Genomic DNA, 23742 nt, shown 5'->3' with positions numbered 1-23742 from the left:
TTAGCGACCTTTGTTGATACGCGTCCGATTGGATTTGGTGGGTGTATTTGTTGTGGTACTACTACCACCCGTCTGATCCGGCAGCCGCGATGTAACGGGAGACCGCCAATCGGGTAGTTCGTCCCGGGTGATGACATCGGCGTCAGTAAATACCGCTTTGAGTAAATCAGGTGACTGTTTTTTGATATAATCCGTTCCTGTCCAGGCCGAAAACCAGGCCCAGTACGTCTTGAAACCACGAATTTTTTCCGGGTTAGGCAGATTTCCCGTCTCCGATAGCGTCACAAGCTTCTTCCCGTTTAGTTGGGCTTGTGCGCTGGCCCAGCTTCCGCTCATGTTGGCCGTTGAGTCGGCGTAAATATCCATCCCAACAATATCGACATACTGATCGCCGGGATACCAGTCAGCGTTAAATGTATCCGTAGCCGTATACACCCAAATTAGGTTATGCAGCTGGTGGTACTTGGTAAGCCGGTTGTATACAATGTGCCAGAGTTCTTTGTAGGGCCCGGCTCCTTTAGCCCCCCACCAGAACCACCCCCCCGGCGCTTCGTGGAGCGGTCGCCACAGGACCGGCACATCGGCCGCCTGAAACTTCTTTAGTTGCACCGCAATCGTGTCAATATCCCGTACTAAAAGCTGATACTGCTCTGCGTTCGTATCAGCCAGCACAGCCGCGAGGTCGAAAGTCGTCGCGTCGGTATAAAAACCGCGCCACCATAGTTTACCCGGAGCCTGATTGATTAGATCGGCCGGAGCGTTCCAGTGCCACAACAGGCTAACGATACCCCGACCGTCCCCTTTTTTCGCCCAGTCGATGATGGCTTCGCTGGTTCGCTGGGGTTTGACGCCGTGTTGAATACGCGTCGGCGAGTAGTCCATCAGATCGAACGAACCGATGGCCGGTTCTTTACCCGTTTTTTCCACAATGTATTCTACATCATCCTGTTGACCGGCGATAGTCTTATTGCCATACTGATCAACCAAAAATGAAAATAAACCCTTGGTCGACAGCGTGGCTTGAGCATCAACGAGCGCCTTTGGTGGCTTGGCGGGCAAGGTAGCCGTCGTGGGCGTCAATTGAATGTAGTCGACGTCGAAATGACCCCACCCGCGATAGATCGTGATGGTATTTAACCCATCGTGCAGCAGCACTTTACCCAGTTCGTTCGCCTGAAAACCGGTCGAAGTTTGCCGGAGCGTCCCCTGTCCTTTTTCGTCATTGATCTGAAAATTGACACCTTTATTGCCACGGGGAGACGCGTAACCGATGGTCAGCTCATAAAGGCCAGCCGACGCACTGAACGTCATACGTAACTTATCCGTCAGACTATCGATACCCGTTACATAGCCGGTTCCCGAAAAGCCGGGATTTGCAAAGGCCACCTCGACACCGGTCAGATCACCTAATTCAGCCTCAGCCCGACCGTTTACTAACGGAATAACCGTAGGTGATTTCCTAGCCGGGGTCCTCGAATAACCGTTTCCCGACGAGTCGGATAACGCCTGTACGGCCTGAACGGGGCTGAATTCTTTATGCTGACTGGTTTCGGTGTCGATTCGAATTGGGTTAGTCGCAAAGCCGGTCGAGGCAGCAGTCAGGCATGAAGCCAGGGCGAACGCCCGCGTTTGCCAGCAGGCGCGAACCGTTTGCCGTAACCAGGTACGTAAACTGATAAGCATAAAAAAGTAAGATAAAGCAGTAGCTGGAAAGCTGCGAAACACAGCCTCTAAACTACCCACTAAGACGTACTATTGGATCAATTCGCGCGGTGAAGTCAGCGAAACTAGGTGGAGAGGTATACTAACGCGAGAGGCAAGTTTTACCTGCCTCTCGCGTTGACTACTTTTTATTTAACCAACATGATGTCGTCGAAATAGAACGTTTCATCCTGGTTGTTCGGTCCCTGGATTCGGAAGCCAACCTGCGTCAGGTTTTTGCCGGGTATCCAGAAATCGATGTCGGAGATCTTGAATTTGAAGTAGGTCCAGGTCCCCGCCTTTACGTCGATCTTATTCTTGTCATTGAAATCGCCGAAACCGCCTTTGCCTGCATCCGTTGTCAGGTAGAGCGAATAATCAGCCGAACCGCCCTTGATCCAGCCCGTTACGTACGTGTAATCGGCCGAATACGGAATGGCTGATGACCAGTTGGCAAAGGCGATCAGGTGCCAGTTGCCCTTCTGGAAGTTTTTGCCAATCGAAGCCTTCCCGGTTTTGAACTCCTTAGTCGATACGACAGCCGCATCGCCCCACGAACCGTCCTGGAAGCCAGCACCGTAGGCATCCGTAAAGATTGTATACGCCTTGTCGATGTTCACAAACTCCTGTTTAGTACGCATACGCCCGGTGCTGTTCGTTATGGTCAGCGTAGCACGGCTCAGCGTGGAAGCTGGCATTTTGACAACCAGTTGTTTTTGACTCTTGGACACAATCGTAACCGGGTCCGAAATACCCTTGACCGAATCGGACAGCATCACCGCGCTGACATCGCTCAGGTTATTGCCGGTGAGCGTAATCTCGGTTCCCGCCGAGAAATTGTAGTTCGTCGCATCGGCAACGGTTGGGTAGGCCAGTGCTCGGAACGGAACGGTCAGCGTTCGTCCGGCACTGTTGGTGAACACAATGTTCTGCGCACCGCCCACCACTTCGTTAGGAACCCGGAACATGATCGCATTATCGGTGTTCAGTGTCGACTGAAACCCAGCCGGTACGTTCTGTTTATCGAACATGATCGTACGCATATCGCCCAGCCCCGAACCGGTGAGCGTAATCAGGGTTCCGCCCGATGCCGAGTCGGGAGAGAGTGCAGTGGCCACCGGATTACCCGGCGCAATCTGCGGGCTTCCATCCGTATCTTTTTCGCAGGCGCTTATCACAAAACCGGTCAGTACCGTCAGTACCGATAAGCTCGCTATTCGCGTGAATCTATTGACTTTCATTTGTTTGTTTCGTTGGGTGATTGATTACGTGGGGGTTAAGACGACCTATTTGTAATAGGGAACAGGCTCTTTACCCAATTCTGGGTCCTGCACGATCTCACCGGACGGAATGGGCAGATACATCTTGTCTTCGGTGAAGTTGGTGATGTAATTAGCCCCGGTCACGGTGCCCCGGTTCTGTTTCTCGATCATCGTTTTTGCCTTCGCAAAACCCTGACGCTGAATGTCGTACCAGTAATCCCCTTCGAATGCAAACTCAACCCGGCGTTCGTGCAGAATATCGTCAAGTGTAAACGCCGTTTTAGCTGTCAGGCCAGCGCGGGTCCGCACTTTATTCAACGCATCGAGCGCTTTGGCGTCACTGGTCGACTGTCCGCCCGCCAGCGTTGCTTCGGCGTAGATCAGCAAAATATCGGCGTACCGCAGCAGCACCACGTTGTTTCCTGAACTTTGACCCAGAACGGCCTCACTACCAAAACTTTTACCGGGACCGGCGAAGTACTTGGCAATGTTGGAGCGGGTAGCGTTCAGGTTACCACCATCTTCGGTAGGCTGTAGGGTATCGTATTTGAATCCATTGGCCATGAACGCATTGTACTTCGGTGCATTGGCCCGTTGTGGTTTCCAGTTCGGATTAGTCCAGCCGTGTTCCATCACTGACCATTTCCGACGCAGATCACCAAACTCGTATTCTTTCAGGATGTCGAGCGACGGCACATACATCTCCCACGCATCGGCTTCAGCAGTGCGCAGATTGCCCGCGCCCCGGTCCGGATTCTTCAAGTTGCCGGTTCCCCAGGGGTCAGAGGCCAACTGATGCTGAATCGAGAATAACGACTCTGAGTTGTTGTTCATGCTCATTTTCGTGAACATGCCGTTGTAGTCACTAACCAGACTGTACCGCCCGGAGCTGATTACTTCATCGGCTTTCGTTTTGGCATTCGCGTAGTCTTTGCTGTACAGATACAGTTTCGACATCATCCCTTTAGCCGAATATTTTGTCAGCCGTCCTGCCGCATCCGACTCGGGCAAACCCGTTTCGGCCAGTTTCAACTCCTCCAGAGCAAACCGCAACACGTCTTTTTGCAGATAACGCGGGATGTTGAAATTACCCGACAGGGCCGTTTCACCAGGATCGGTAATAATGGGAGCCGCGCCCCAGGTCCGGGCAATGTAGAAATAGACCGTACCGCGAATGAAATGACACTCCGCAATGGCCGGGTCCAGATAAGCCGCGCTACCACCCGCAGCTTTCTTTTCTTCAAACGTTTTGATCATCACGTTGGCATAGCCAATGATCTTGTAAAACGCACCCCAGGCGGCACCGATTCGCTCGGAAGCCGACGAAACCGTGAAGTTCAGGTATTCGACGTCGGTATACGTAAACATGTTGCCCGACATCACGTCGCCAATGGCGTCCTGCGCCCGGCTTTCGTAGTTGCGCCAGGGCAGACCGCTGTAGAGCGTACTGGTTGCAGCCCGTACCTCTTCCGCGTTAGTATAATAGTTTCCGGTTGTGGTGCCGGACAGCGAAGGCCGCTCGATGTACTCTTTCGAGCACGCCGACAACAAAGCTGCCGGAATCATCAACGCATATAGTGGCTTGAGTTTCATCTTTTAAAAAGTGAAAGAGTGAATGAGCGAACGAGTGAACCCGTCTATGGTGAAATAGGTCCGGCGCAATAAAGCGTTGTGCTTCAGCCCGCTCTTTCACCCTTTCGCTCACTAATTTTAGAATTGCAGGTTAGCGCCTACGGTAAACGTACGCGGGTTTGGATAGTGACCCGTGTCCACGTTCATCAGTTTGATGCTGTTGTTGAATGCACCGATCTCAGGGTCGTAGCCAGAGTATTTCGTGAATGTTTTCAGGTTCTGAATCGATCCGTAGATACGCAGGTTAGACACTTTCACTTTGTTCAACAGCGTTTTCGGTAGCCGATAGCCAAGCGTGATGTTCTGAATGCGCGCATACGACGCATCTTCCACGTAGCGATCTGACATGGCGATGTTGTTCTTGTTGGTATTCGTAAAGCGGGGCAGTGATCCGTTTGGGTTCGACTCAGTGTAGCGATCCGTTACAGTTTTGAGCTGGTTGGTGTACGCGTTGTTCAACCCTTCCAGCTGCCAGCGCAGGAAGTTGTACGCTTTTCCGCCCTGACTGCCCTGTAGGAACACCGAGAAGTCGAAATCGCCATAGTTCAGCGTGTTGGTAAAGCCCCACGTAAACTTGGGTATCGGGCTACCGATAAAGGTCAGGTCCTGCGCATCGATTTTCCCGTCGCCGTTGATGTCTTTATAGCGAATATCGCCCAGCCACGTTTCGTTCTGATTGACTTTGTAGCCAAATTGGGGCAGACTAGCGTCCAGATCAGCCTGTGTACGGAACAACCCGTCCGTTACCAGTCCCCAGAACGAGCCAACCGGCCGGCCGGGTGTTGTGTGCGTAATCAGGTAATTGTTGTAATACACTTTACCATCCAGCGCCGAAGCTGCACTAGCGGCCTTTTCGTAACGGTTGGTGAATTGGGTAAATACAACGTTCGTTTTCCAGCTGAAGTTACCTTTCTTGATGTTGGTGCTTGTCAGGCCAATATCAACCCCGGTGTTCGTCATCTGACCGGCGTTCCCCAGCGGAGCTTTCAGGTCATCCCACTGATCGCCGACGCCAATCAGGTTTGGTCCCGTCAGGAAGATGATCATATCGGACGTTACTTTCCGGTACACGTCGATGGTCGCGTCGACACGGCCATTCAGGAAGCCCAGGTCAACCCCGGCGTTGGCCGTTTTGACGGACTCCCATTTCAGGTTCGGATTCGGAATGCCATTGATCATGTTGGACGAGCCAAAGCCGACCGGACCCGAGAAGAACTGAACCGCACCTACATACGCTGGATTGGGTGCGCCACCCGGAAAGTTCTGATTCCCCACAATTCCGTAGCCTACCCGAAGTTTTGCGTAACTCACCACTTTCGACACATCACCTTTCATGAACTTCTCATTCGACAATGTCCAGCCAGCCGATACGCCGGGAAAATAACCCCACCGGTTGTTGGGTCCGAAGTTCGACGAACCGTCCGTCCGGAAGCTGGCCGAAAGCGAGAAGCGATCATCGTAGGTATAGTTGGCGCGGGCAAAATACGACTCCATCGCCCACTGGCCTTTACCGCCACTCAGTCCCCAGGTCGTCTGATCAGCACTACCCGTGTTCAGGTCAAAAATGTTGGCCTGCAAATCGACTTTAGTACCCGAAATCGACTGGTAGTATGAATTTTGAACCTGATGACCCAGCGTTGCCTGAATGCCGTGCTTTTTGATGTACTTATTGTAGTTCAGGTAGTTGGTGATCGAGTAGTAGTAGTTATCGGACCGCGAATCGATCAGTTTGCTACGAAACGATGTGCCGCCTACATTACCCGCTTTCTGAAAGGCGACGTTGTTATCCTGCCCCAGCGTGTACGACAACTCATTGCGCAACGACAGGTCTTTGGTCAGTTGCAGTTCGGCGTACAAACTGCCAAAAATGTTGTTGGTCGTTTTCGTATTACCCCGGTACTGGCTGTTGCCGACCAGGTTGGCGTTGTTGTATTGCACACCACCCACCGTCTGACCGCCACCCCAGGTGCCGTCCAGGTTTTTGACCGGAATAAGCGGACTGGTCGAGGCACCCCACCAGATCGTTCCTTCGGCGGCATCGGCCAGCGACACGTTCTGAATGCTGCGCGATACGTTAGCACTGATGCCGACTTTCACCCAGTTCTTCAACTGTGTGTCCAGGCTAAAGCGAGACGCGTACCGCTTGAAGTCCGAACCCAGCAGAATCCCTTTGTTATCGAAGTAGTTTAGCGACAGGTAGTACGTCGTCTTATCCCGACCACCCGAAAAACTCAGCTGGTGGTTATTGATAGCTCCGCGCTGAAACATAGCCTCCTGCCAGTCGGTCCCCGTTCCTAACAGATCCGGATTTTTAAATTCGTCAGCCACCGGATTACCGATGATCGGCAGCACCTCGTTCTGGTATTTGGCAAAGTCCCGCAGATTCATCAAATCTAGTCGGCGGGCCACTTCCGATACGCCCGTGTAGGTCTCGTAGTTGATCTTGCCTTCGCCCTGTTTGCCTTTCTTGGTGGTGATCATGATGACCCCGTTGGCCGCCTGCGAACCATAAATTGCCTGCGCCGACGCGTCTTTCAACACGTCGATAGACTCGATATCATTCGGGTTCAGCATGGCCATCACCGAGTTGCCGGTCTGTCCGTCGCCACCGCCAAGTCCGGCATAACCCGTGCTTGACGAGGTATTGCCCCCCACAAACGGCACCCCGTCGATCACGAACAATGGGTCGTTGCTGTTGATAGACGTTACGCCACGAACCTTCACCGACACGCCACCGCCGGGCTGTCCGCCGTTGCTGGTAACGGTTACGCCAGCGGCTTTCCCCTGAAGCAATTGGTCGATACCTGCCGCCGGAATGTCCTTTAAGTCACTCGCCTTCACCGTCGTGATCGACGAGGTAACGTCCGACCGCTTTGCCGTGCCGTAGCCAATGACCACCACTTCATCCAGTGACTGATCACCGGTTGCCAGCGTGATGTTCAGCGTAGTACGCGTACCGACTTCAACTTCCTGCGTTTTCATGCCGATAAACGAGAAGACCAGCGTTTTGGCCCCAGCAGGCATGTTAATCGAAAAGCGTCCTTCGACATCGGTCGTCGTACCGAGCTGCGTTCCCTTGACGGATACCGTTGCGCCGGGTAAGGTGTTTCCCTTTTCATCGGACACAACCCCTTTGATGAGCGCTTTTACGTCCGATGAGGTGTTGATGCTCGTTTTAGCATCTTTGGCCGTAGCCAGAATGGGCCGGTTTTTTTCGGAACCGATTCGGGTAGTGGTTCGATCCTGAGCAGAGACAGCTAGCCAGCTACTCAGGACGAACACGCCTGAAAGCATATGTTTAATCATAAAGGAAAGTTAAAAAGTCAACTAAGTTTATAGAAGTAGTAGGAAATTTCGAGTGTACTGATCTATGACCGGCGGATGGTTTACTAAATTACACGACGGCTTCGGCTGGTTGGGGTTGTTTTTGGGTGGGTAACGAAATCATTACGGAGGTGCCTTTGCCTGCTTCGCTTTGCCACATTACCTGACCACCGAGGTAAGCAATCCGTGAGCGAATATTAGCGATGCCGTTGCCTCTTGCCGGTGTAGTATCAAAATCGCCACCTTTCCCATCATCGTCCACACTGATCAATGTTGTTTCATCACTGGCCATAATCTGAACCGTAATCATCTGGGCACTAGCATGTTTGAGCGCATTGTTCAGCAGCTCCTGCACAACCCGGTAGATCATTACAGAGGCTTCGTCGTCCAGCGCCGGTATCTCCCCGTAATGGTCCAAAATCAGCGTCGTCTGATTGACGAGGTTTAACTTCTGAATCAGATCCTCCAGCGCCGGAATGAATCCGAACGTGGAGAGCGCATAGGGTCTTAGGTCATTGGAGATCAGGCGGGTTTCGGTACAGGCTTCATCTAAAAACTGGTTTAAGGGTTCCTTGACGGACAAGGGCAATTGTTCCTGGTGCGCTTCCACAAACAGTTTGATCCGCGACAATTGAATACCTAGTCCGTCGTGCAGATCACGGGCAATGCGGGTGCGTTCGCCTTCCTGCCCTTCGATCATCGCCCGCAGCGACTTCAGTTCCAGCTGTCGAATCTGCTGCTGGGCAATGACGGTTTGCTGGTGCGCAATTACTTTTTGCTGACGTCGTAGGTAAACCAGTGTACCAACCCCTAATACGCTGATGGTCAATCCAATTGCCAGCATTAGATTCAGCACGTGCTGACTTCGGCTCTGCGCTTCTACCAACTGCTTTTCCACGGCCAGGGTCTTGATCTGACTGTCCAACGCCTGCAACCGGATACTTTTTGTCTGTTCGGACGAATAAAACTGACGCTCGAAATCCAGCGTTTTTAGGGAAGCCACATACGCATTTTTATAATCATTTATTCGCGAGTAGCTATCAGCCGTATGCCGCGATAATTCGCGAAGCATAGACAGGTTATTTTCCGCTTTCGCTATATCGAAACTCCGCTGATAGTCGGCAATTGCTTCTTTCGATTGATTCCTAAACTGTTTGACAATGCCCAGATAAAAGTAATTCAGGGCAATCAACCAGTTGACATTCAACTGCCGGGACATGACCAGACTCTTGTTGGCGAAATAATCAGCAGAATCCGGCTTTTTAACCCGCGAATACGTATTGGCCAGCAAATTTAGCGCGTAAGCCTGCGAATAGGCCTGTTTGTAGCGCGCGCTCAACCGTTCAGTTTCACGCAATTGCGTCAGCAGATCCGCCGGAATAGGTGCTTTATTTTGTGCGATGTTGGCAAATCCCAGTCGGCACTCAATGACCTTGGGCATATTGCGGGTCCGCTCAAAAAACTGCTGTGCCTTCCGTAAATATTTCTCCGCGTAGGGCTGCATGAAGTAGTCATGCGTATAGTAGTCCCCAATCACAATGTGCTCGTTGTAATACCCCAGCGAATCGCCCATCAAACTGTAGTATTTCAAACTGTTGAAGTAGGAATCCATTGTGTATTTGTTGTACCCATACCGCTGGTGGTACCACCACCCTAGCTTTTCGTACGACTTGGCCGCTTGATCATAGTTCTTATCCTGAACCAAACGCTTGATCTGCCGTTTCAGACTATCAACCGGCGATGGTTCCGACAACGCCATGACCGACTGGACATAGCCGCCTGCGCCAATGAGCAGGATAGCCAGCATCCATCCCCTAAACCGTATGGAAAGCGTAACGCAAGCGTTCATCTGTACATCGTAAAATCCGGCATCGATCAATCGATATAATGCATTTCCATGGCGGTCTTAATCAGCAGGGCCGTATTCGGAACGCTAAACTTCATGAGCAGACTACTTCGGTGAAATTCAACGGCTTTGGCACTCACGAATAACTGGTTAGCCATTTGCTGCGTCGTAAGCCCCTGCGCAATAAGGATCAGCACTTCTGATTCGCGGGGCGTCAGGTTGGGCTTCACGCCCATGCCAGCGGTCGACTTCCGGGTTCTCGGTCCATCGTTCAGCAGAATTTGCGTAATCGTTTCATTAAAGTATTGCTTCTCGTGATGCACCGTCTGAATCGCCTGTAGCAACTCCGTTTTAGTTGTATTTTTCAATAAGTAGCCCTTTGCCCCCTTCTTCACAATGCGTTTGATGAGGCTGGCATCGTCGTGCATAGTTAGGGCAACCACTTTTGTCTTCGGATACGTACGCGTGATGTGTTCGCAAAGGCCAAGTCCATCGTCAATCTGCGGGAACGAAATATCCAGCAGAACCACGTCGATGACCGTTTCGCCCAACCGCTCGATGACCGACTGAACGGTAAAACAACGCTCGGTCACTTTGATATCCGGCGATCCCGAAATAAGCGACTCAATGCCTTCCACGAAAACATTATGATCATCGGCTATAAGTACTCGTATCATTTACTCTTTTCCTAAATTTGGATGCGTGGAAAAACGATCGAGCGTAATCCCAACGTAGTTCAATAGGGCGATAGACTTTCTATTTTTACCAATAAATTGAATTTTGTTTAGCAAAAGTAGGACTAACAGGACTAGTTTTGAAATAGTGAAAACCCAATTTTCTATAAATTTAGGGAAAACCCTATAGAGTTACTAATTGCCACTCAGGATGGGAACAAGGGCTGCTAAACCTGTGATTTGGGCCGGGAATAGTGGTGATCAGCGGTTAACTTTACGCCCGAAGGAAACGCACAAATGACTAAAAAACACACCCTTTATTTTTCGGCTACCCTTATTTTTTTAGCGCTTGTCTGTTTGTCCATTAGCGCATGGATTCGCAAACCAGACCCGAAAAAGCCAAACATCGTTTTATTCTTCATCGACGACTTGGGCTATGGTGATCTGTCTTGTACCGGGGCCATGGGATACACAACCCCCAACCTGGACCGCATGGCTGCGGAAGGGAGCCGGTTCACTAATTTTCTGGCGGCTCAGGCGGTTTGCAGCGCATCACGCGCGTCTCTACTGACGGGTTGCTACCCAAACCGCATCGGCATTTCGGGTGCTCTGGGACCCAATTCACCCATTGGCCTGAACCCTGCGGAGGAGACGCTGGCTGAATTATTGAAAGAGCAGGGGTATGCTACCGGAATTTTTGGCAAGTGGCATCTGGGCAACAAACAGGCTTTTTTACCCCTACAGCAGGGGTTTGATGAATACTACGGTGTGCCTTACTCCCACGATATGTGGCCGCACCATCCTGATCAGGCCCGCGCTCAGTACCCTCCGCTGTTCCTGATCGAAGGCAACCAGCCCGCCAAAGAGGTGAAAACCCTCGACGATGCCAGCGAACTTACACCCACGTTCACCGAGCGCGCCCTTTCGTTTATCCGCAACCACAAGAAAGAGCCGTTTTTCTTGTACATCCCTCATCCCCTACCCCACGTTCCGCTGGCGGCTTCGGCGCGATTCCGGGGTAAGAGTCAGCGCGGCCTTTTCGGCGATGTCCTGATGGAGTTGGACTGGTCGGTGGGCCAGGTCATGCAGGAACTGAAGCAACAGGGAATCGATAAGAATACGCTGGTTATTTTCATCAGCGACAATGGCCCCTGGCTCAACTATGGCGACCACGCGGGTTCGGCAGGTGGGTTCCGGGAGGGCAAAGGAACGTCCTTCGAAGGCGGTCATCGGGTGCCTTGTCTGGTTCGCTGGCCGGGGGTGGTACCCGCCGGTCGAGTGTCGAACAAGCTACTGACGACAATGGATATTCTACCTACGGTCGCTAAACTGTGCGGAGCCCGGCTACCGAAACAGACCATCGACGGTGTAGACTGGCTTGCGCTGCTGAAAGGAGATGATTCGATGACACCCCGCGATCACTTTTTCTACTACTACCGAAAAAATAGTCTGGAAGCTGTGCGGCAAGGGGACTGGAAACTAGTGTTTGCGCATCCGGGTCGTACCTACGAAGGATTTCTGCCCGGTCAGGGTGGCAAGCCCGGTCCCAACACCGAGAATCACGCGTTTCCCATGGCGTTGTATAACCTTCAGCGCGACCCCGGCGAACGATACGATGTGCGTGAGCAAAACCCCGATATCATTCGTAAACTGGAAAAACTAGCCGAAGAAGCCCGAACCGATCTGGGCGACGATATTCAGAACCGCACGGGACGCAACGTACGGGCCGCCGGAATAGTCGATACGACGAAGTAAGGCGGGTAAGTAGGTAACGCGGGTGGGAACCCGCGAAAGGGATTAAGCTTGTAAATAAGCTTCTACAGGCTACTCTCTTTCGTGGGTTCCCACCCGCGCTACTTACTTATTTTTTGCTCGCTGACATCAGGCGCTTTTGGAGCAGTTTGATATAATAACCGCCTACCACTGACCGGGCCTGAAAACCAACCTGCTTAGCATCCGTTGTTTCGTGCCAGTCGGTGAGAGGTACACGGCTCGGCGTTTCGTTGGCAAATTTCCAGATCGGTTTAATTAGCGCCTGAAAATCAGCGTCTGATTCGGCCAAGGTAGCGGTCCAGATGATCCAGTCCGATTTGGTGTATGTTTTGCGGCTATCGAGCGGCAGTCCGTAGGTGTTCTGGTGTTTGAGATAGAACGCGATCTCCTTCTTCGCCACTTCCGTCGGGAACACATTCAGGCCCAATAGCTTATCCCAAACGATATTGTACTTTTGGCTCCAGCTGCCAGGGGTTTTGTCAAATGTCAGGGCGTAGTGGTCGCTGTCCGAATCGAGCTGCATCCACCGGCGGGCCAGATCACGGGCCAGCGCCAGATGTTCGTCCGCCGTTTTCTGATCGCCCATCATCTGCGCCATCTTGCCGTAACAGGCAATGCCCATAATGGCCTTTGCCGATAAGTTGGCATTCCGGGCTAAGTGACCCGCAAAATCATCCGTACACAACTGATTGGTCGGGTCAAATCCATCGCGTTTCAAAAAGCCAACCCATTTGGTTAGCGTCGACCAGTGCTCACGAGCAAAATCGGGTTTACCATCCATCTGAACCGCAGCCGCCGTCAGGATCATCATGTTCCCCGCTTCTTCCACCGGCATATCTTCGCCGTAGGTTTGTCCGTTCGCCAGTGGATACGTACCCACGTCGTGCGCCGGAAAGTCTTTTTTCCACCGTCCCGACTCACTGTAATCGAAAATGAATCGTAGCAATCCTTTGGCTAACTCATTGTTGTAGAGGAGAAATAACGGAGCCGATGGATACGTTACGTCGACGGTGCCAATCGATCCATTCGAAAAGTTCTCCTTCGAGAAGAACAGTACCGGCGCATCCTTACCATTCCCTTTCGGTCCAGCCACGATCTTGTGGGCTGATATGGCCTGCCGATACGCCAATACGCACAAATCAGCATATTCCTTACCGCCAGCCTGCTCGGCATCGGCACGAACTTTAGCGTCGAACGTGGTGCATTTCTGCCGAAGCCGGGCGTAGTCTTTTTCCGCTGTCCGGAGCAAATCCGACATGGTCACCTTACCATCCCGGTTCCACCAGGGTCGTAAGTTCTGTTTGAAATATTGAACCGAATAGAGGTCATCGTAGGCCAGCATCAAATGCCGGGCAACCGGTTTCGTCAGGTTACCCAGATCCAGTACCGTTGCCAGCGCCACGTTCTGCGCGGGTTCCGATCCGGTTGTATTAGCTGCTGCCGGAAGTTGCCCTTTGTCCATGAACGACTGTTTCAAATCGGTTGTCGGGCCCGACGCCGTTCGGCTGGCGACCGATGGTTGCGGAACCGCCAGATAAGCATACCCCCAGTCGATCCGGACGTTATCGCCCGTTTTTCCCAGCAGCGGCTGAGCCTGCGTACCCACCGTTTGGTACGAGATTCCGGGTGTCTGGCCCGCTTTTGTCACAACCGTTTGCCCCGCCGTGTTCGTCGCCATGGTGGCCGACTCGCTGAAGAAAATCTGAACCGAGTGCGGCTTCCCATCGCTCGATTTCGCGTTGAACGTCACGTAGGTTACGGGACGGGCGGCTACCTCGAGTTCGTCGAGCAGCAGGGGCGACAGAAAATTGACGGTCAACCCGACTGGTCCAGCCGTAAAGGTGTAGTCAGTTTGCGTCGCCGATACGGTCACGGCGGTTTGGGTAGCGGTCGCTACCGCCGACGATTTGATGGGGTTAACGATACCGACGTCGATAAACGATCCACCCCGAGGGCTGACGCAATGAACGGCCAGTACGTTTTTACCCGTCCGCAAAGCCCGTTGCCCCTCGGCTGACAAGGGAACGTTCTGGTACTCGTTCATGTAGCCGGTTTTATCGAGGATTTTCGTGCCATTGAGGTAAATCACCACATCGTCATCGTGATTAAGTGACAACAGCAGATCGGCGGGGTTCGCTTTGCCATCGTACGTAAATTCACGACGGACGTAAATACCCTCTTTCATGGTGTCGCTGTTCACCCAGCGGGTTTTCGCTTCGGGGGTGTCACCAAATGGACCGGGGGCCGTCGTCCAGCCGGCCGCGTTGAAGTCTGGTTTCTCCCAACCGTCGCCGGGCTTCGTCGTGGTGTACAAAGCCGTGTAGGGCTTCAGTTCGGCAGTTGGCAGAATGGGCTCATAGGTGGTTGGTACGGCCCCCAGAAATTGATAGGCCTTGCCATCAACCCGAATGATTCCTTCCAGCGATTGCGGTTTGCCGGTCCAGTGGCGGGTGGGCGAATCAGTCAGTTTGTCGGTATTGCTCCAGACGCTGAAATAGGGGTCGTGCGTTACGAGTGGGTAAGCGGGTGGTCGAAGCGATTGAGCATATACTCCGTTTAGAAGCAGCGACGTGGCCAAGGTAAACGCTGAACAGATCAGTCTTTTTCGTTGCATTGAGGCTAACTGGTTTTACTCAGAATAAGGTCTTCCGTGTATACAAACCACTTTTCGGAGAACCTTTACTTACGCGTTTTACTACACGGCCATCAGAGAACGGGTTTGCCGCGAAGTTCCCTGCGAAATGAGGTTTGTCAGGGAGGAGTCCGCTTTCGACGCCCGGAAATAAAAAAAGGGCAGGAAGAATTTCTCCTTCCTGCCCTTAGTAGATTATAAACCAGTCACCTATTCGCCAACGGGCATCGGTGCTGACGACTGGCTTTCGCGCGATCCGGCAGCGCCATCCTCGCGTTTTTCACCCTTTGGTCCGCGCCGACGTTTTTTCCGACGTTTTGGCTTGTCCGATGCCGAACCATCAACAACGGGTTGAACACTTCCTTCAGTCGGGCTGCTTACCGTTACCGATGCGTCAGCCACTGGTTTAGCACTTTCAGGACGAGGTCGGCGGTTGTCCCGCTGTGGCCGTTCGGCGGTCGATGCGCCGGTTTCGGATCGCGGTTGACCGTCGCGTCCTTTACCTCGGCCCTTACCCCGATCGAAACCCGGTTTCCCGCGAAGGCCACTAAACCGCCGGGGATCGAACACGGGTGATTTTCCCATGCCTAACTCTTCGGTTATCGACCGTTTCTCGACTTCCCGCTCAATGAGTTTCTCGATACTCACGATCCGGTTCTGATCCTGATCGCTGATGAACGTAATAGCCGTGCCCGTAGTGGCAGCCCGCGCCGTCCGACCAATCCGGTGTACGTAATCTTCGGCATCACGCGGAATGTCGTAGTTCACAACGTGCGTAAGGTTGTCGATGTCAATTCCCCGCGATAATACGTCGGTGGCGACCAGTATCGGGAAGGCTTTGTTCTTGAAGTCGCGCAGCACAACTTCGCGGTCGTCCTGGTCGAGATCGGAACTGATTCCCCGCGCTTCATAACCAAGTTTACTCAATGCCCGAACGATACCGTTTACTTCCGATTTCCGGGATGTGAACAGAACCATGCTCTGCACGGGTGTCGCGCTGTTTTTGATCAGATGCGCCAGCAAGGGTAGTTTCTGGTTATCGAAGGCCAGATAAAATTGCTGATCGATACCCGCAGCGGGTTTCGATACGGCTAACCGAATCTCTTCGGGTTCGATCAGGATACGACTCGAAAACTCCCGGATCTTATTGGGCATCGTCGCCGAAAACAGCAGTGTCTGTCGCTTGGTGGGCAGCTTGTTGACAATATTCAGAATATCGTCGGAGAAACCCATATCCAGCATTTTATCCGCTTCATCGAGTACCAGGTAATCGATTTGATCGAAGTTGACATAGCCTAGCTGCATGTGGGCAATGAGCCGGCCCGGTGTGGCGATGATAATGTCGGCTCCGGTTTCGAGCGCTTTGCGTTGTTTGTCCCAATCGTCGCCTTTGCCTCCACCATATATGGCAATGCTATTAGCCTGAACGAAATAACCGAATCCTTCGACCTGCTCATCAATCTGCTTGGCCAGTTCGCGCGTGGGCACCAGAATAAGCGTGCTGGTATGATCGTGGTCCGTGTGCGAGATTCGGTCGAGGAGCGGGATCAGATAGGCCGCTGTTTTGCCGGTGCCCGTCTGCGCACTGGCGATCAGATCACGCCCGGCCAAAATTTTGGGGATAGCCAGCTCCTGAATGGGCGTGGCCTTTAAGTAATTCATGGCATCCACGCCGGCCAGCAGGTCGTCGTGAAGATTAAATTCCTGAAATGTCAAGGTATCAGCTAGTGAGGGTGAAAAACAGCTGACCTTGATTTCCTGGTCAGCAAACCGCTTGATTTGAAACAAATATAACCAAAAGCCTGATAAGATTATCAGGCCATTTTCAAGATGTAATCGGCTCTGATATGAAGCTTATCGTACAAGCGCTTTGTCAAATCCATGTTCACCTTACGTTTCCCGGCCAGGACCTCCGAAAGTCGCATTTCAGTAATACCTAAAACGCTGGCCGTATCACGCTGGTTGAGATGCTCCTGAACCATTTGTAGTCAAATCATTTCTGGTAATGTAGCTAGCTCAACAGGCATTGGGTAATGCTCCTCTTCATAGTGTTCGGCTAGTAGTGAAAGGCGTTGCAATTCAGCCAGATCGGTTTCGGTCATGTTGGCCGAACCCTTCGCTAACTGTGTTTCGATCACCGCCATAACCTGCTTATAGTCGCGGAGTGTTTCTATGGTTAGAATCATGACAGGCTCGGTTGACTAACTTGTGAACGTAGTATAGCGTGCGTGTAAATGTACTACTAATGAAGTGAAATTGCGGGTTTCCACCCGCGCTACACTAGTATTCGCAGATCGATACTATGCTACGGCAGGTGAATGAAAAAAGGACTATAAACGCAAAAGTCTTGTTCTTTTCCGCCTGTCCGTTTACTTTTGCCCCCATGATTTCCCAACGGGCCATAGCATCTACGTTTCGACATCGTCGCTCCCATCTGGGCCGATAAGCTTCTGTGCTGGTCTGCCAACGCGTTCTTCCCCGTTTTTCGCGTACTTTTGCCCCCAAATCAATTAGTTGTATCCTGATGCCACTGTGTTCAGCGGAATGGCAGTAGTCATGCTCACCAAACGCATCACGATCTGTATGAGGGTTCTCATGCATCACACATCATACATTCAGTAATGTCCTCTGTATTACGCATTGCCTTACAAAAATCCGGTCGGCTGAGCGAAGATTCGTACCAGCTTTTCAAAGAATGCGGGATTCGTTTCGATTACGGAACCGGCAAGCTCAAATCGGTTTCTTCCAACTTCCCCGCTGAATTTCTTTTTCTCCGCGACGACGATATTCCTGGTTACGTTGAGGATGGCGTGGCCGATCTGGGTATCGTTGGCGAGAATGTAGCCGTCGAAACAGGCCGCCCGGTGCAAACGATTCATAAACTGGGCTTTTCGAAGTGCCGCCTGTCGATTGCCATTCCGCGGGGCAGCGACTGGACGGGAATCGAGAGTCTGGACGGTAAAAATATTGCGACATCTTATCCTAATCTGCTTGGCAATTACCTCGCTGGACAGGGCGTTCGGGCGGAAATTCACGAAATTAGTGGATCGGTCGAGATTGCGCCGAGCATCGGATTGGCCGAGGCTGTTTGCGACATCGTTAGCTCCGGCAGTACGCTGTTGAGTAATGGCTTAAAGGAAGTCGAAACCATTTTTCGGTCAGAAGCCATTTTGATTGCCCGCCAAGAACTGGATGCCGACAAACAGGCGTTAGTCGATAAGCTCCTGTTCCGTATTAAGTCGGTGCAGGCCGCCAAGAATAATAAATACATCGTTCTGAATGCGCCAAACCACGCTCTCGATCAGATTACAGGCTTACTGCCAGGCATGAAAAGTCCGACGGTAACCCCACTGGCGACCGAGGGCTGGAGTTCGGTGCATTCGGTGTTGAACGAAAATGAATTTTGGGAAAACATCGAAGCGATTCGGGCCGCTGGTGCCGAAGGAATTTTGGTGATTCCCATTGAGAAAATGATTTATTGAGAACAAGTAGTAACGAATGAACCGCGTATACGCGTCTCGGCATTCCTTACCGCCCACTCCTGAAAAAAAATGAAGATCATCCCTTTTCCCGATCGCTCCGAATGGCCTGATTTACTGGCCCGACCGGTGCAGTCCACGCAGCAGATCGAAGCGGCCGTTGCTCCAATTTTGGCGCAGGTGCGTGCTGGGGGCGACGCGGCTTTGGTTGAGTTAGCCAAAAAGTTTGATCGTATTGACCTGTCAGTCAAGGGTCTGGAAGTCCCGCTGGACGAACTCGATGCGGCAGAAGCGCAGCTGAGCGATGAGTTAAAGGCAGCCATTCAGCAGGCTTACCTTAACATCTGGACGTTTCATGAACGGCAGAAACAGCCAATCGAAAAGATCGAGACGATGCCGGGCGTAACGTGCTGGCGTCGAAGCGTGGGCATCGAAAAAGTCGGGCTCTATATACCAGGTGGTACGGCTCCCTTGTTCAGTACGGTCCTTATGCTCGGTGTCCCTGCTCAACTGGCGGGGTGCCGTGAGGTTGTACTTTGCACGCCCAGCAATCACCCGGCCATTTATTTTGCCGCCAAATTGGTTGGTATCACGAAGGTGTTTCGCATCGGTGGCGCACAAGCCATTGCCGCAATGGCTTATGGAACAGAATCGATCCCGCAAGTTTATAAGATCTTCGGGCCGGGGAATCAATACGTGACGTCCGCCAAGATGCTGGTTGCCAAAGAGGGCATAGCCATCGACATGCCCGCTGGCCCAAGCGAAGTAGCCGTGTACGCGGACGATTCAGCAGTTCCAGCTTTCGTGGCCGCTGATTTGCTGTCGCAGGCCGAACACGGTGCTGATAGTCAGGTATTGCTGGTTTCGACCAGCAAACGACTGGTCGAGTTGGTCAATCTGGCGTTACCAACGCAGTTGGGGAGACTGTCCCGACACGATCTGGCAACCAAAGCTTTGGAAAATAGCAAGGCAATTCTGGTCGATACGCAGGCTGACGCGATTGATCTGTTGAACGCCTACGCTGCCGAACACCTGATTCTGAGCATCGAAAACGCGGAAACGGTGGCAGAACAGATCGTGAATGCCGGGTCTATTTTCCTTGGCAATTACACTCCCGAATCAGCCGGTGATTACGCGTCAGGGACGAACCATACGTTGCCAACCAATGGGTTTGCCCGAGCCTACAGTGGCGTTTCGCTGGACAGTTTCGTAAAAAAGATCACAGTGCAGCATATTACACCTGCTGGTTTACAGGCTCTAGGCCCCGTAGTCGAAGCCATGGCCGAAGCTGAGTCGCTCGACGCGCACAAACGGGCCGTCAGTCTCCGGCTCGCGAGTCTGGCCGAAGCAAATCCAGCCTGATTTTGTTATCTTGCTAAAAACCGGAAACCATGAGTCAGCTATTGATCGAAATTGACACGCCTGAAGATGAAGCCCTGCTGATGCAACTGCTGCCCAAGTTGAACGCAAGACTTATCGATAAGCGGAATGAGGAAAGTCGAAACCAGACATTCGCTGATATTGCCCGGCAAATTGCGTCTCGGGGTGGCGTAGTTGATTCATTCGGAGATCCATTGGAATGGCAACGCGAAGTACGCAGTTGGGATCGTGTACTTGACGGGCGCGAGGAATGATAATTGATAGTAACATTCTCATTTACGCGGTTAACCCCGATTACGACCGTTTACTGGACTTTCTGGCCGGACGACAGCTCTATGTTTCGTTGATTACAAAACTCGAAGTTTTGGGTTATCATCGTCTCAAACCAGTCGATAAGGAAGAATTGGAGCAGCTGATACTGGCAACGTCTATACTTCCAATTACCAATGCCGTCATTGCCGGAGCCATACGGTTACGTCAGCAGCGGAAACGCTCGCTTGGCGATTCGATCATTGCCGCTACCGCCAGTCTCTATAAGCTACCCATTCTGACGAATAATACCGCTGATTTTGATGACATCGCTGGCCTGGAGATTATTCCGATGGCTTCCGTTTTGTGAATTCTTTTCACCGCCCACTCATGTTCGATCTTTCTACTATCCGCGCTGACACACCCGGCGTTCAGCATGTTGCCCACTTCAATAACGCCGGGGCTGCACTCATGCCAAAGCCGGTTATTGATGCAATTACCAGCCACATTTTGCTGGAAGCCGAAATGGGTGGGTACGAAGCGGCTGAACGTCGAAAAGAAGCCATTCACGACTTTTATAGGTCTACGGCGGATTTGCTGAACACGACAGCCGACCACATTGCCGGAACAGCCAATGCCACGGATGCGTACGCCCGAGCCCTGTCGTCAATTCCGTTTGAGCGGGGCGATGTGATTCTGACAACCATCAACGATTACGTCTCGAACCAGCTTGCCTTTCTGTCATTGCAGAAACGATACGGAATCAAAGTCGTTCGGGCTATTGATGATCCGCTGGGCGGTGTTTCGGTGAACGACATGGCGCAGAAAATAAAAACGCTTCGTCCTAAACTCGTTGCCGTTACGCACATTCCAACCAACTCGGGCCTGATCCAGCCGGTTGAAGCCATTGGGCAGCTTTGTCAGGAACATGACGTACTCTATCTGGTCGATGCCTGCCAGTCGGTGGGCCAGTTGCCCGTCGATGTATTACAGATTCACTGCGATTTTCTGACGGCTACCTGCCGAAAATTTCTGCGGGGTCCACGCGGCCTTGGCTTTCTTTATGTTTCCGACAATGTACTGACCAGCCAACTGGCACCGCTATTCATTGACCTCAGTGGCGCGTCCTGGGAAACGGCCGATACCTTCCGCGTAGCGCCAACGGCCAAACGGTTCGAAGACTGGGAATTTTCCCCCGCGCTGATGCTGGGTGCTGCCGAAGCAAATCGGTACGCGCTGAACATCGGCCTCGACGTGATCGCCAGGCGTAACACCGAACTAGTCGAGTTATTAACACCCCGACTGGCCCAACTTCCGGGTGTACGGTTGCTGGACGAAGGTGAACGACTCGCCAGTATCATCACACTGACCTGCGATCGTAAACCAGCTGCCGACCTGCGAACTGCCTTACAAACTGAGCAAATCAACACCTCACTCAGTACGCATGGTGCGGCCATTCTGGATTTCGATCGCAAAGGAATGACAACAGCCGCCCTCCGTATTTCGCCCCACTATTACAACACACAAGACGAAATCGATTCGCTCGTTGACCAGTTAACGCGTATATTGGGATGAAACACCTCGCCGATCTGTTACTCTTGGGCGACCCGCGCCTGTACGAGACCTGCGAGCCGGTTTTGGAATCGGACTTGCCGCTGGTGCCAGCCTGGGTGGCCGATCTGCACAACGTGATGGAAGAAATCCGGGCGAAATACCAGTTCGGGCGCGGCATCGCGGCCCCGCAATTGGGTATCCTGAAACGATTGATCTACCTGAACGTTGATCGCCCGCAGGTCATCATCAACCCAGAATTAATAACGGCCAGCGATGAAATGGATGAACTATGGGACGATTGCATGAGTTTTCCAAACTTACTGGTGCACGTACGCCGACACCGTAGTTTGACGTTGTCGTATCGGGACGAGAACTGGCAGCCGCATACGTGGACCATAACGAATTGGCATTTATCCGAGTTAGTCCAGCACGAATACGATCATCTGAACGGCGTACTTTGCACCATGCGGGCCATCGATGCGCAATCATTCCGGTGGCGACCAACGCCAGCCTAATCAATTTTCAGCTAGTTACTCTCTTTCATGTTTACGCTTACTACTCTCCTCCGCCCTCACATTCTGAGCATTACGCCTTACTCCTCGGCTCGCGACGAGTATACCGGCAAAGAGGGCGTTTTTCTGGATGCCAATGAAAATCCGCTGGGTTCGGCAACGCCCCAGGGTGACTACAACCGTTATCCGGACCCGCACCAGTGGGCGATCAAACAAAAGCTAGCTCCGATCAAGGGCGTTCGGCCCAATCAGATTTTTCTGGGTAACGGCTCCGACGAGCCGATTGATCTGCTCGTTCGGGCGACCTGCACACCGGGTACGGATTCGATCCTAATCATGCCCCCGACGTACGGCATGTATGAAGTTTCGGCCAATATTAACGATGTCGAGATCATCAAGGTCCCGTTGACACCCGATTTTCAGGTGGACGTGGACGCGGTGCTGGCGTCGATCTCGGAGACGACGAAACTGATCTGGCTCTGTTCGCCCAATAACCCGTCCGGTAATCTACTAAAGGAGTCGGCTATTCGTACCATTCTGGAAGCCGCCAATCATTCACTGGTCATCGTGGATGAGGCCTACATCGATTTTGCCGATTCCCGTTCCTGGACCAGTGAATTAGACAACTACCCGAATCTGGTCGTTTTACAAACGTTTTCGAAAGCGTGGGGACTGGCGGCTTTGCGGCTGGGCATGTGCTTTGCCTCGGACGAACTGATCGGCATACTCAACAAGATTAAGCCCCCGTATAACATTTCGGCTCCCACCCAAGCACTCGCGCTCGAAGCACTGAATCAGGAAGCCAAGAAGAGCGAAATGGTTACTGCCCTTCTGACCGAACGACAGGTCTTGACCGAGAATCTGCGTTCTTTGTCGTCCGTTCAGCATATTTATCCATCAGACGCCAATTTTCTTTTGGTTCGGTTCGACGACGCGAAAGCAACGTTTGAGCACCTGATCGACCAGCAGGTTATTGTTCGTGACCGATCGAAAGTGAAACTATGTGATGGCTGTCTGCGTATCTCCGTTGGTCTCCCCGGCGAAAACGAGCGTTTGCTGGCTGTTCTGCATACGTTTGCCAGTGTACCACAGCCCGCTAATTTGCCGTTAGGAACAGGCGAAGTGGCCACCAAACCGGAATTTGTATCTAATTCGTAACCTGAACGCATTTCTATGAGAAAATTAGTCCTGATGACAGCCCTGCTCCTTGCAGGTTGGGTAGCAACGCCAAACAAGGCACACGCGCAGTACAACAACTGGGCCGTCGGATTTCGGCTTGGTGATCCATCCGGCATAAACGTCCGGAAATATTTCGGCAACAACCACGCCTTCGACCTCAACGTCGGAACGTATGGCGGCCTGTATGGGACAAACCGCAGCTATCGTTCCGGCCAGTACAAAAGTGTGGGACTGGCCGTTCAGGGTCATTATCTGTGGCATACGGCATTGACCAAAAGCGAAAGCATCCGGGGGTATTACGGCTTCGGAGGTCAGATCAATTCACGTCGCTATTACCCGCCACGGCTTAATGGTGATTATGAAAAAGCCCTGTCCATCGGTGGATCGGGCATTGGTGGTCTGGAGTTTTTTCCGACCGGCAAACCGTATTCGTTTTTCCTGGAAACCGGCGTTTACGTCGAGCTGTTACAGGCCCCGTTCTTTCTGAACCTGAATTCGGGATTAGGGCTGCGGTACAATTTTTAGAAAAGGAGCTGGCAACTATT

General features: G+C 52.3%; 18 protein-coding genes. 9 read left to right on the top strand and 9 right to left on the bottom strand.

The window, feature by feature from the left end:
- The 6 genes from GK091_RS23490 to GK091_RS23465 all read right to left on the bottom strand — a co-directional run bounded on the left by GK091_RS23490 (position 1) and on the right by GK091_RS23465 (position 10442).
- Positions 1–1683 (bottom strand): glycosyl hydrolase, encoded by a 1683-nt coding sequence (locus GK091_RS23490; protein ID WP_246202364.1) that lies wholly within the window; start codon positions 1681–1683, stop codon positions 1–3.
- A gap of 167 nt (positions 1684–1850) precedes the next feature.
- Positions 1851–2942 carry an IPT/TIG domain-containing protein gene (locus GK091_RS23485; protein WP_164042603.1) on the bottom strand — a complete coding sequence of 364 codons (1092 nt, stop codon included), beginning with the start codon at positions 2940–2942 and terminating at the stop codon, positions 1851–1853.
- 45 nt (positions 2943–2987) lie between these two features.
- Positions 2988–4556: a RagB/SusD family nutrient uptake outer membrane protein gene (locus tag GK091_RS23480; protein WP_164042601.1), complete on the bottom strand. Its 1569-nt coding sequence runs from the start codon at positions 4554–4556 to the stop codon at positions 2988–2990.
- A gap of 117 nt (positions 4557–4673) precedes the next feature.
- Complete coding sequence (locus tag GK091_RS23475; protein ID WP_164042599.1) at positions 4674–7901, bottom strand: SusC/RagA family TonB-linked outer membrane protein; 3228 nt, start codon at positions 7899–7901, stop codon at positions 4674–4676.
- An 88-nt stretch (positions 7902–7989) separates the two neighbouring features.
- Positions 7990–9768: a tetratricopeptide repeat-containing sensor histidine kinase gene (locus tag GK091_RS23470; protein ID WP_164042597.1), complete on the bottom strand. Its 1779-nt coding sequence runs from the start codon at positions 9766–9768 to the stop codon at positions 7990–7992.
- A 26-nt stretch (positions 9769–9794) separates the two neighbouring features.
- On the bottom strand, positions 9795–10442 hold the full coding sequence (locus GK091_RS23465) for a response regulator transcription factor (RefSeq protein ID WP_164042594.1): 648 nt from the start codon (positions 10440–10442) through the stop codon (positions 9795–9797).
- A gap of 294 nt (positions 10443–10736) precedes the next feature.
- Between GK091_RS23465 and GK091_RS23460 the strand changes: the two genes are divergently transcribed.
- Positions 10737–12194 (top strand): sulfatase family protein, encoded by a 1458-nt coding sequence (locus GK091_RS23460; RefSeq protein ID WP_164042592.1) that lies wholly within the window; start codon positions 10737–10739, stop codon positions 12192–12194.
- A gap of 106 nt (positions 12195–12300) precedes the next feature.
- Here the strand turns inward: GK091_RS23460 and GK091_RS23455 are convergent, their stop codons facing one another.
- The 3 genes from GK091_RS23455 to GK091_RS23445 form a co-directional block, all read right to left on the bottom strand.
- Entirely contained in the window at positions 12301–14826 is a 2526-nt protein-coding gene (locus tag GK091_RS23455; protein WP_164042590.1) for a glutaminase family protein, read from the bottom strand.
- 228 nt (positions 14827–15054) lie between these two features.
- Positions 15055–16506, bottom strand: coding sequence for a DEAD/DEAH box helicase (locus GK091_RS23450; RefSeq protein ID WP_164043025.1), 1452 nt, complete (start codon positions 16504–16506; stop codon positions 15055–15057).
- Positions 16507–16832: 326 nt separating this feature from the next.
- On the bottom strand, positions 16833–17030 hold the full coding sequence (locus tag GK091_RS23445) for a hypothetical protein (protein WP_164042588.1): 198 nt from the start codon (positions 17028–17030) through the stop codon (positions 16833–16835).
- Between the two features lie 435 nt (positions 17031–17465).
- Here GK091_RS23445 and hisG point away from each other — a divergent pair, with 435 nt between their 5' ends.
- The 8 genes from hisG to GK091_RS23405 all read left to right on the top strand — a co-directional run bounded on the left by hisG (position 17466) and on the right by GK091_RS23405 (position 23722).
- The gene (gene hisG, locus GK091_RS23440; RefSeq protein WP_164042586.1) at positions 17466–18326 is read left to right on the top strand and encodes an ATP phosphoribosyltransferase; all 861 of its coding nucleotides are present in this window, start codon (positions 17466–17468) and stop codon (positions 18324–18326) included.
- Positions 18327–18395: 69 nt separating this feature from the next.
- Positions 18396–19685, top strand: coding sequence for a histidinol dehydrogenase (hisD, locus tag GK091_RS23435; RefSeq protein WP_164042584.1), 1290 nt, complete (start codon positions 18396–18398; stop codon positions 19683–19685).
- A 29-nt stretch (positions 19686–19714) separates the two neighbouring features.
- Positions 19715–19957, top strand: coding sequence for a hypothetical protein (locus GK091_RS23430; protein WP_164042582.1), 243 nt, complete (start codon positions 19715–19717; stop codon positions 19955–19957).
- The gene (locus GK091_RS23425) at positions 19954–20322 is read left to right on the top strand and encodes a type II toxin-antitoxin system VapC family toxin (protein ID WP_164042580.1); all 369 of its coding nucleotides are present in this window, start codon (positions 19954–19956) and stop codon (positions 20320–20322) included. The genes GK091_RS23430 and GK091_RS23425 overlap by 4 nt, the downstream gene beginning before the upstream one ends.
- Before the next feature lie 20 nt (positions 20323–20342).
- Positions 20343–21527, top strand: coding sequence for an aminotransferase class V-fold PLP-dependent enzyme (locus GK091_RS23420; RefSeq protein WP_164042577.1), 1185 nt, complete (start codon positions 20343–20345; stop codon positions 21525–21527).
- Positions 21524–22021, top strand: a complete 498-nt coding sequence (locus tag GK091_RS23415) for a peptide deformylase (protein WP_164042575.1) — start codon at positions 21524–21526, stop codon at positions 22019–22021. The genes GK091_RS23420 and GK091_RS23415 overlap by 4 nt, the downstream gene beginning before the upstream one ends.
- Positions 22022–22048: 27 nt before the next feature.
- Positions 22049–23176, top strand: a complete 1128-nt coding sequence (gene hisC, locus GK091_RS23410) for a histidinol-phosphate transaminase (RefSeq protein WP_164042573.1) — start codon at positions 22049–22051, stop codon at positions 23174–23176.
- 33 nt (positions 23177–23209) lie between these two features.
- A complete protein-coding gene (locus GK091_RS23405) occupies positions 23210–23722 on the top strand; it encodes a hypothetical protein (RefSeq protein WP_164043023.1) in 513 nt (170 codons plus the stop codon).
- Positions 23723–23742 lie beyond the last annotated feature (20 nt).

Origin of the sequence: Spirosoma agri (assembly GCF_010747415.1) — a bacterium.
In the GTDB taxonomy this organism is placed as follows: domain Bacteria; phylum Bacteroidota; class Bacteroidia; order Cytophagales; family Spirosomataceae; genus Spirosoma; species Spirosoma agri.
Note: the sequence above shows the minus strand (reverse complement) of the source record. Positions and strands in the feature narration are given on the sequence as shown.

What these genes read in the sequence shown, in the direction of transcription:
- GK091_RS23490 (WP_246202364.1), bottom strand. Translation starts at nt 1,683, where the DNA reads ATGCTTATCAGTTTACGTACCTGGTTACGGCAAACGGTTCGCGCCTGC.
- GK091_RS23485 (WP_164042603.1), bottom strand. Translation starts at nt 2,942, where the DNA reads ATGAAAGTCAATAGATTCACGCGAATAGCGAGCTTATCGGTACTGACG.
- GK091_RS23480 (WP_164042601.1), bottom strand. Translation starts at nt 4,556, where the DNA reads ATGAAACTCAAGCCACTATATGCGTTGATGATTCCGGCAGCTTTGTTG.
- GK091_RS23475 (WP_164042599.1), bottom strand. Translation starts at nt 7,901, where the DNA reads ATGATTAAACATATGCTTTCAGGCGTGTTCGTCCTGAGTAGCTGGCTA.
- GK091_RS23470 (WP_164042597.1), bottom strand. Translation starts at nt 9,768, where the DNA reads ATGAACGCTTGCGTTACGCTTTCCATACGGTTTAGGGGATGGATGCTG.
- GK091_RS23465 (WP_164042594.1), bottom strand. Translation starts at nt 10,442, where the DNA reads ATGATACGAGTACTTATAGCCGATGATCATAATGTTTTCGTGGAAGGC.
- GK091_RS23460 (WP_164042592.1), top strand. Translation starts at nt 10,737, where the DNA reads ATGACTAAAAAACACACCCTTTATTTTTCGGCTACCCTTATTTTTTTA.
- GK091_RS23455 (WP_164042590.1), bottom strand. Translation starts at nt 14,826, where the DNA reads ATGCAACGAAAAAGACTGATCTGTTCAGCGTTTACCTTGGCCACGTCG.
- GK091_RS23450 (WP_164043025.1), bottom strand. Translation starts at nt 16,506, where the DNA reads ATGAATTACTTAAAGGCCACGCCCATTCAGGAGCTGGCTATCCCCAAA.
- GK091_RS23445 (WP_164042588.1), bottom strand. Translation starts at nt 17,030, where the DNA reads ATGATTCTAACCATAGAAACACTCCGCGACTATAAGCAGGTTATGGCG.
- hisG (WP_164042586.1), top strand. Translation starts at nt 17,466, where the DNA reads ATGTCCTCTGTATTACGCATTGCCTTACAAAAATCCGGTCGGCTGAGC.
- hisD (WP_164042584.1), top strand. Translation starts at nt 18,396, where the DNA reads ATGAAGATCATCCCTTTTCCCGATCGCTCCGAATGGCCTGATTTACTG.
- GK091_RS23430 (WP_164042582.1), top strand. Translation starts at nt 19,715, where the DNA reads ATGAGTCAGCTATTGATCGAAATTGACACGCCTGAAGATGAAGCCCTG.
- GK091_RS23425 (WP_164042580.1), top strand. Translation starts at nt 19,954, where the DNA reads ATGATAATTGATAGTAACATTCTCATTTACGCGGTTAACCCCGATTAC.
- GK091_RS23420 (WP_164042577.1), top strand. Translation starts at nt 20,343, where the DNA reads ATGTTCGATCTTTCTACTATCCGCGCTGACACACCCGGCGTTCAGCAT.
- GK091_RS23415 (WP_164042575.1), top strand. Translation starts at nt 21,524, where the DNA reads ATGAAACACCTCGCCGATCTGTTACTCTTGGGCGACCCGCGCCTGTAC.
- hisC (WP_164042573.1), top strand. Translation starts at nt 22,049, where the DNA reads ATGTTTACGCTTACTACTCTCCTCCGCCCTCACATTCTGAGCATTACG.
- GK091_RS23405 (WP_164043023.1), top strand. Translation starts at nt 23,210, where the DNA reads ATGACAGCCCTGCTCCTTGCAGGTTGGGTAGCAACGCCAAACAAGGCA.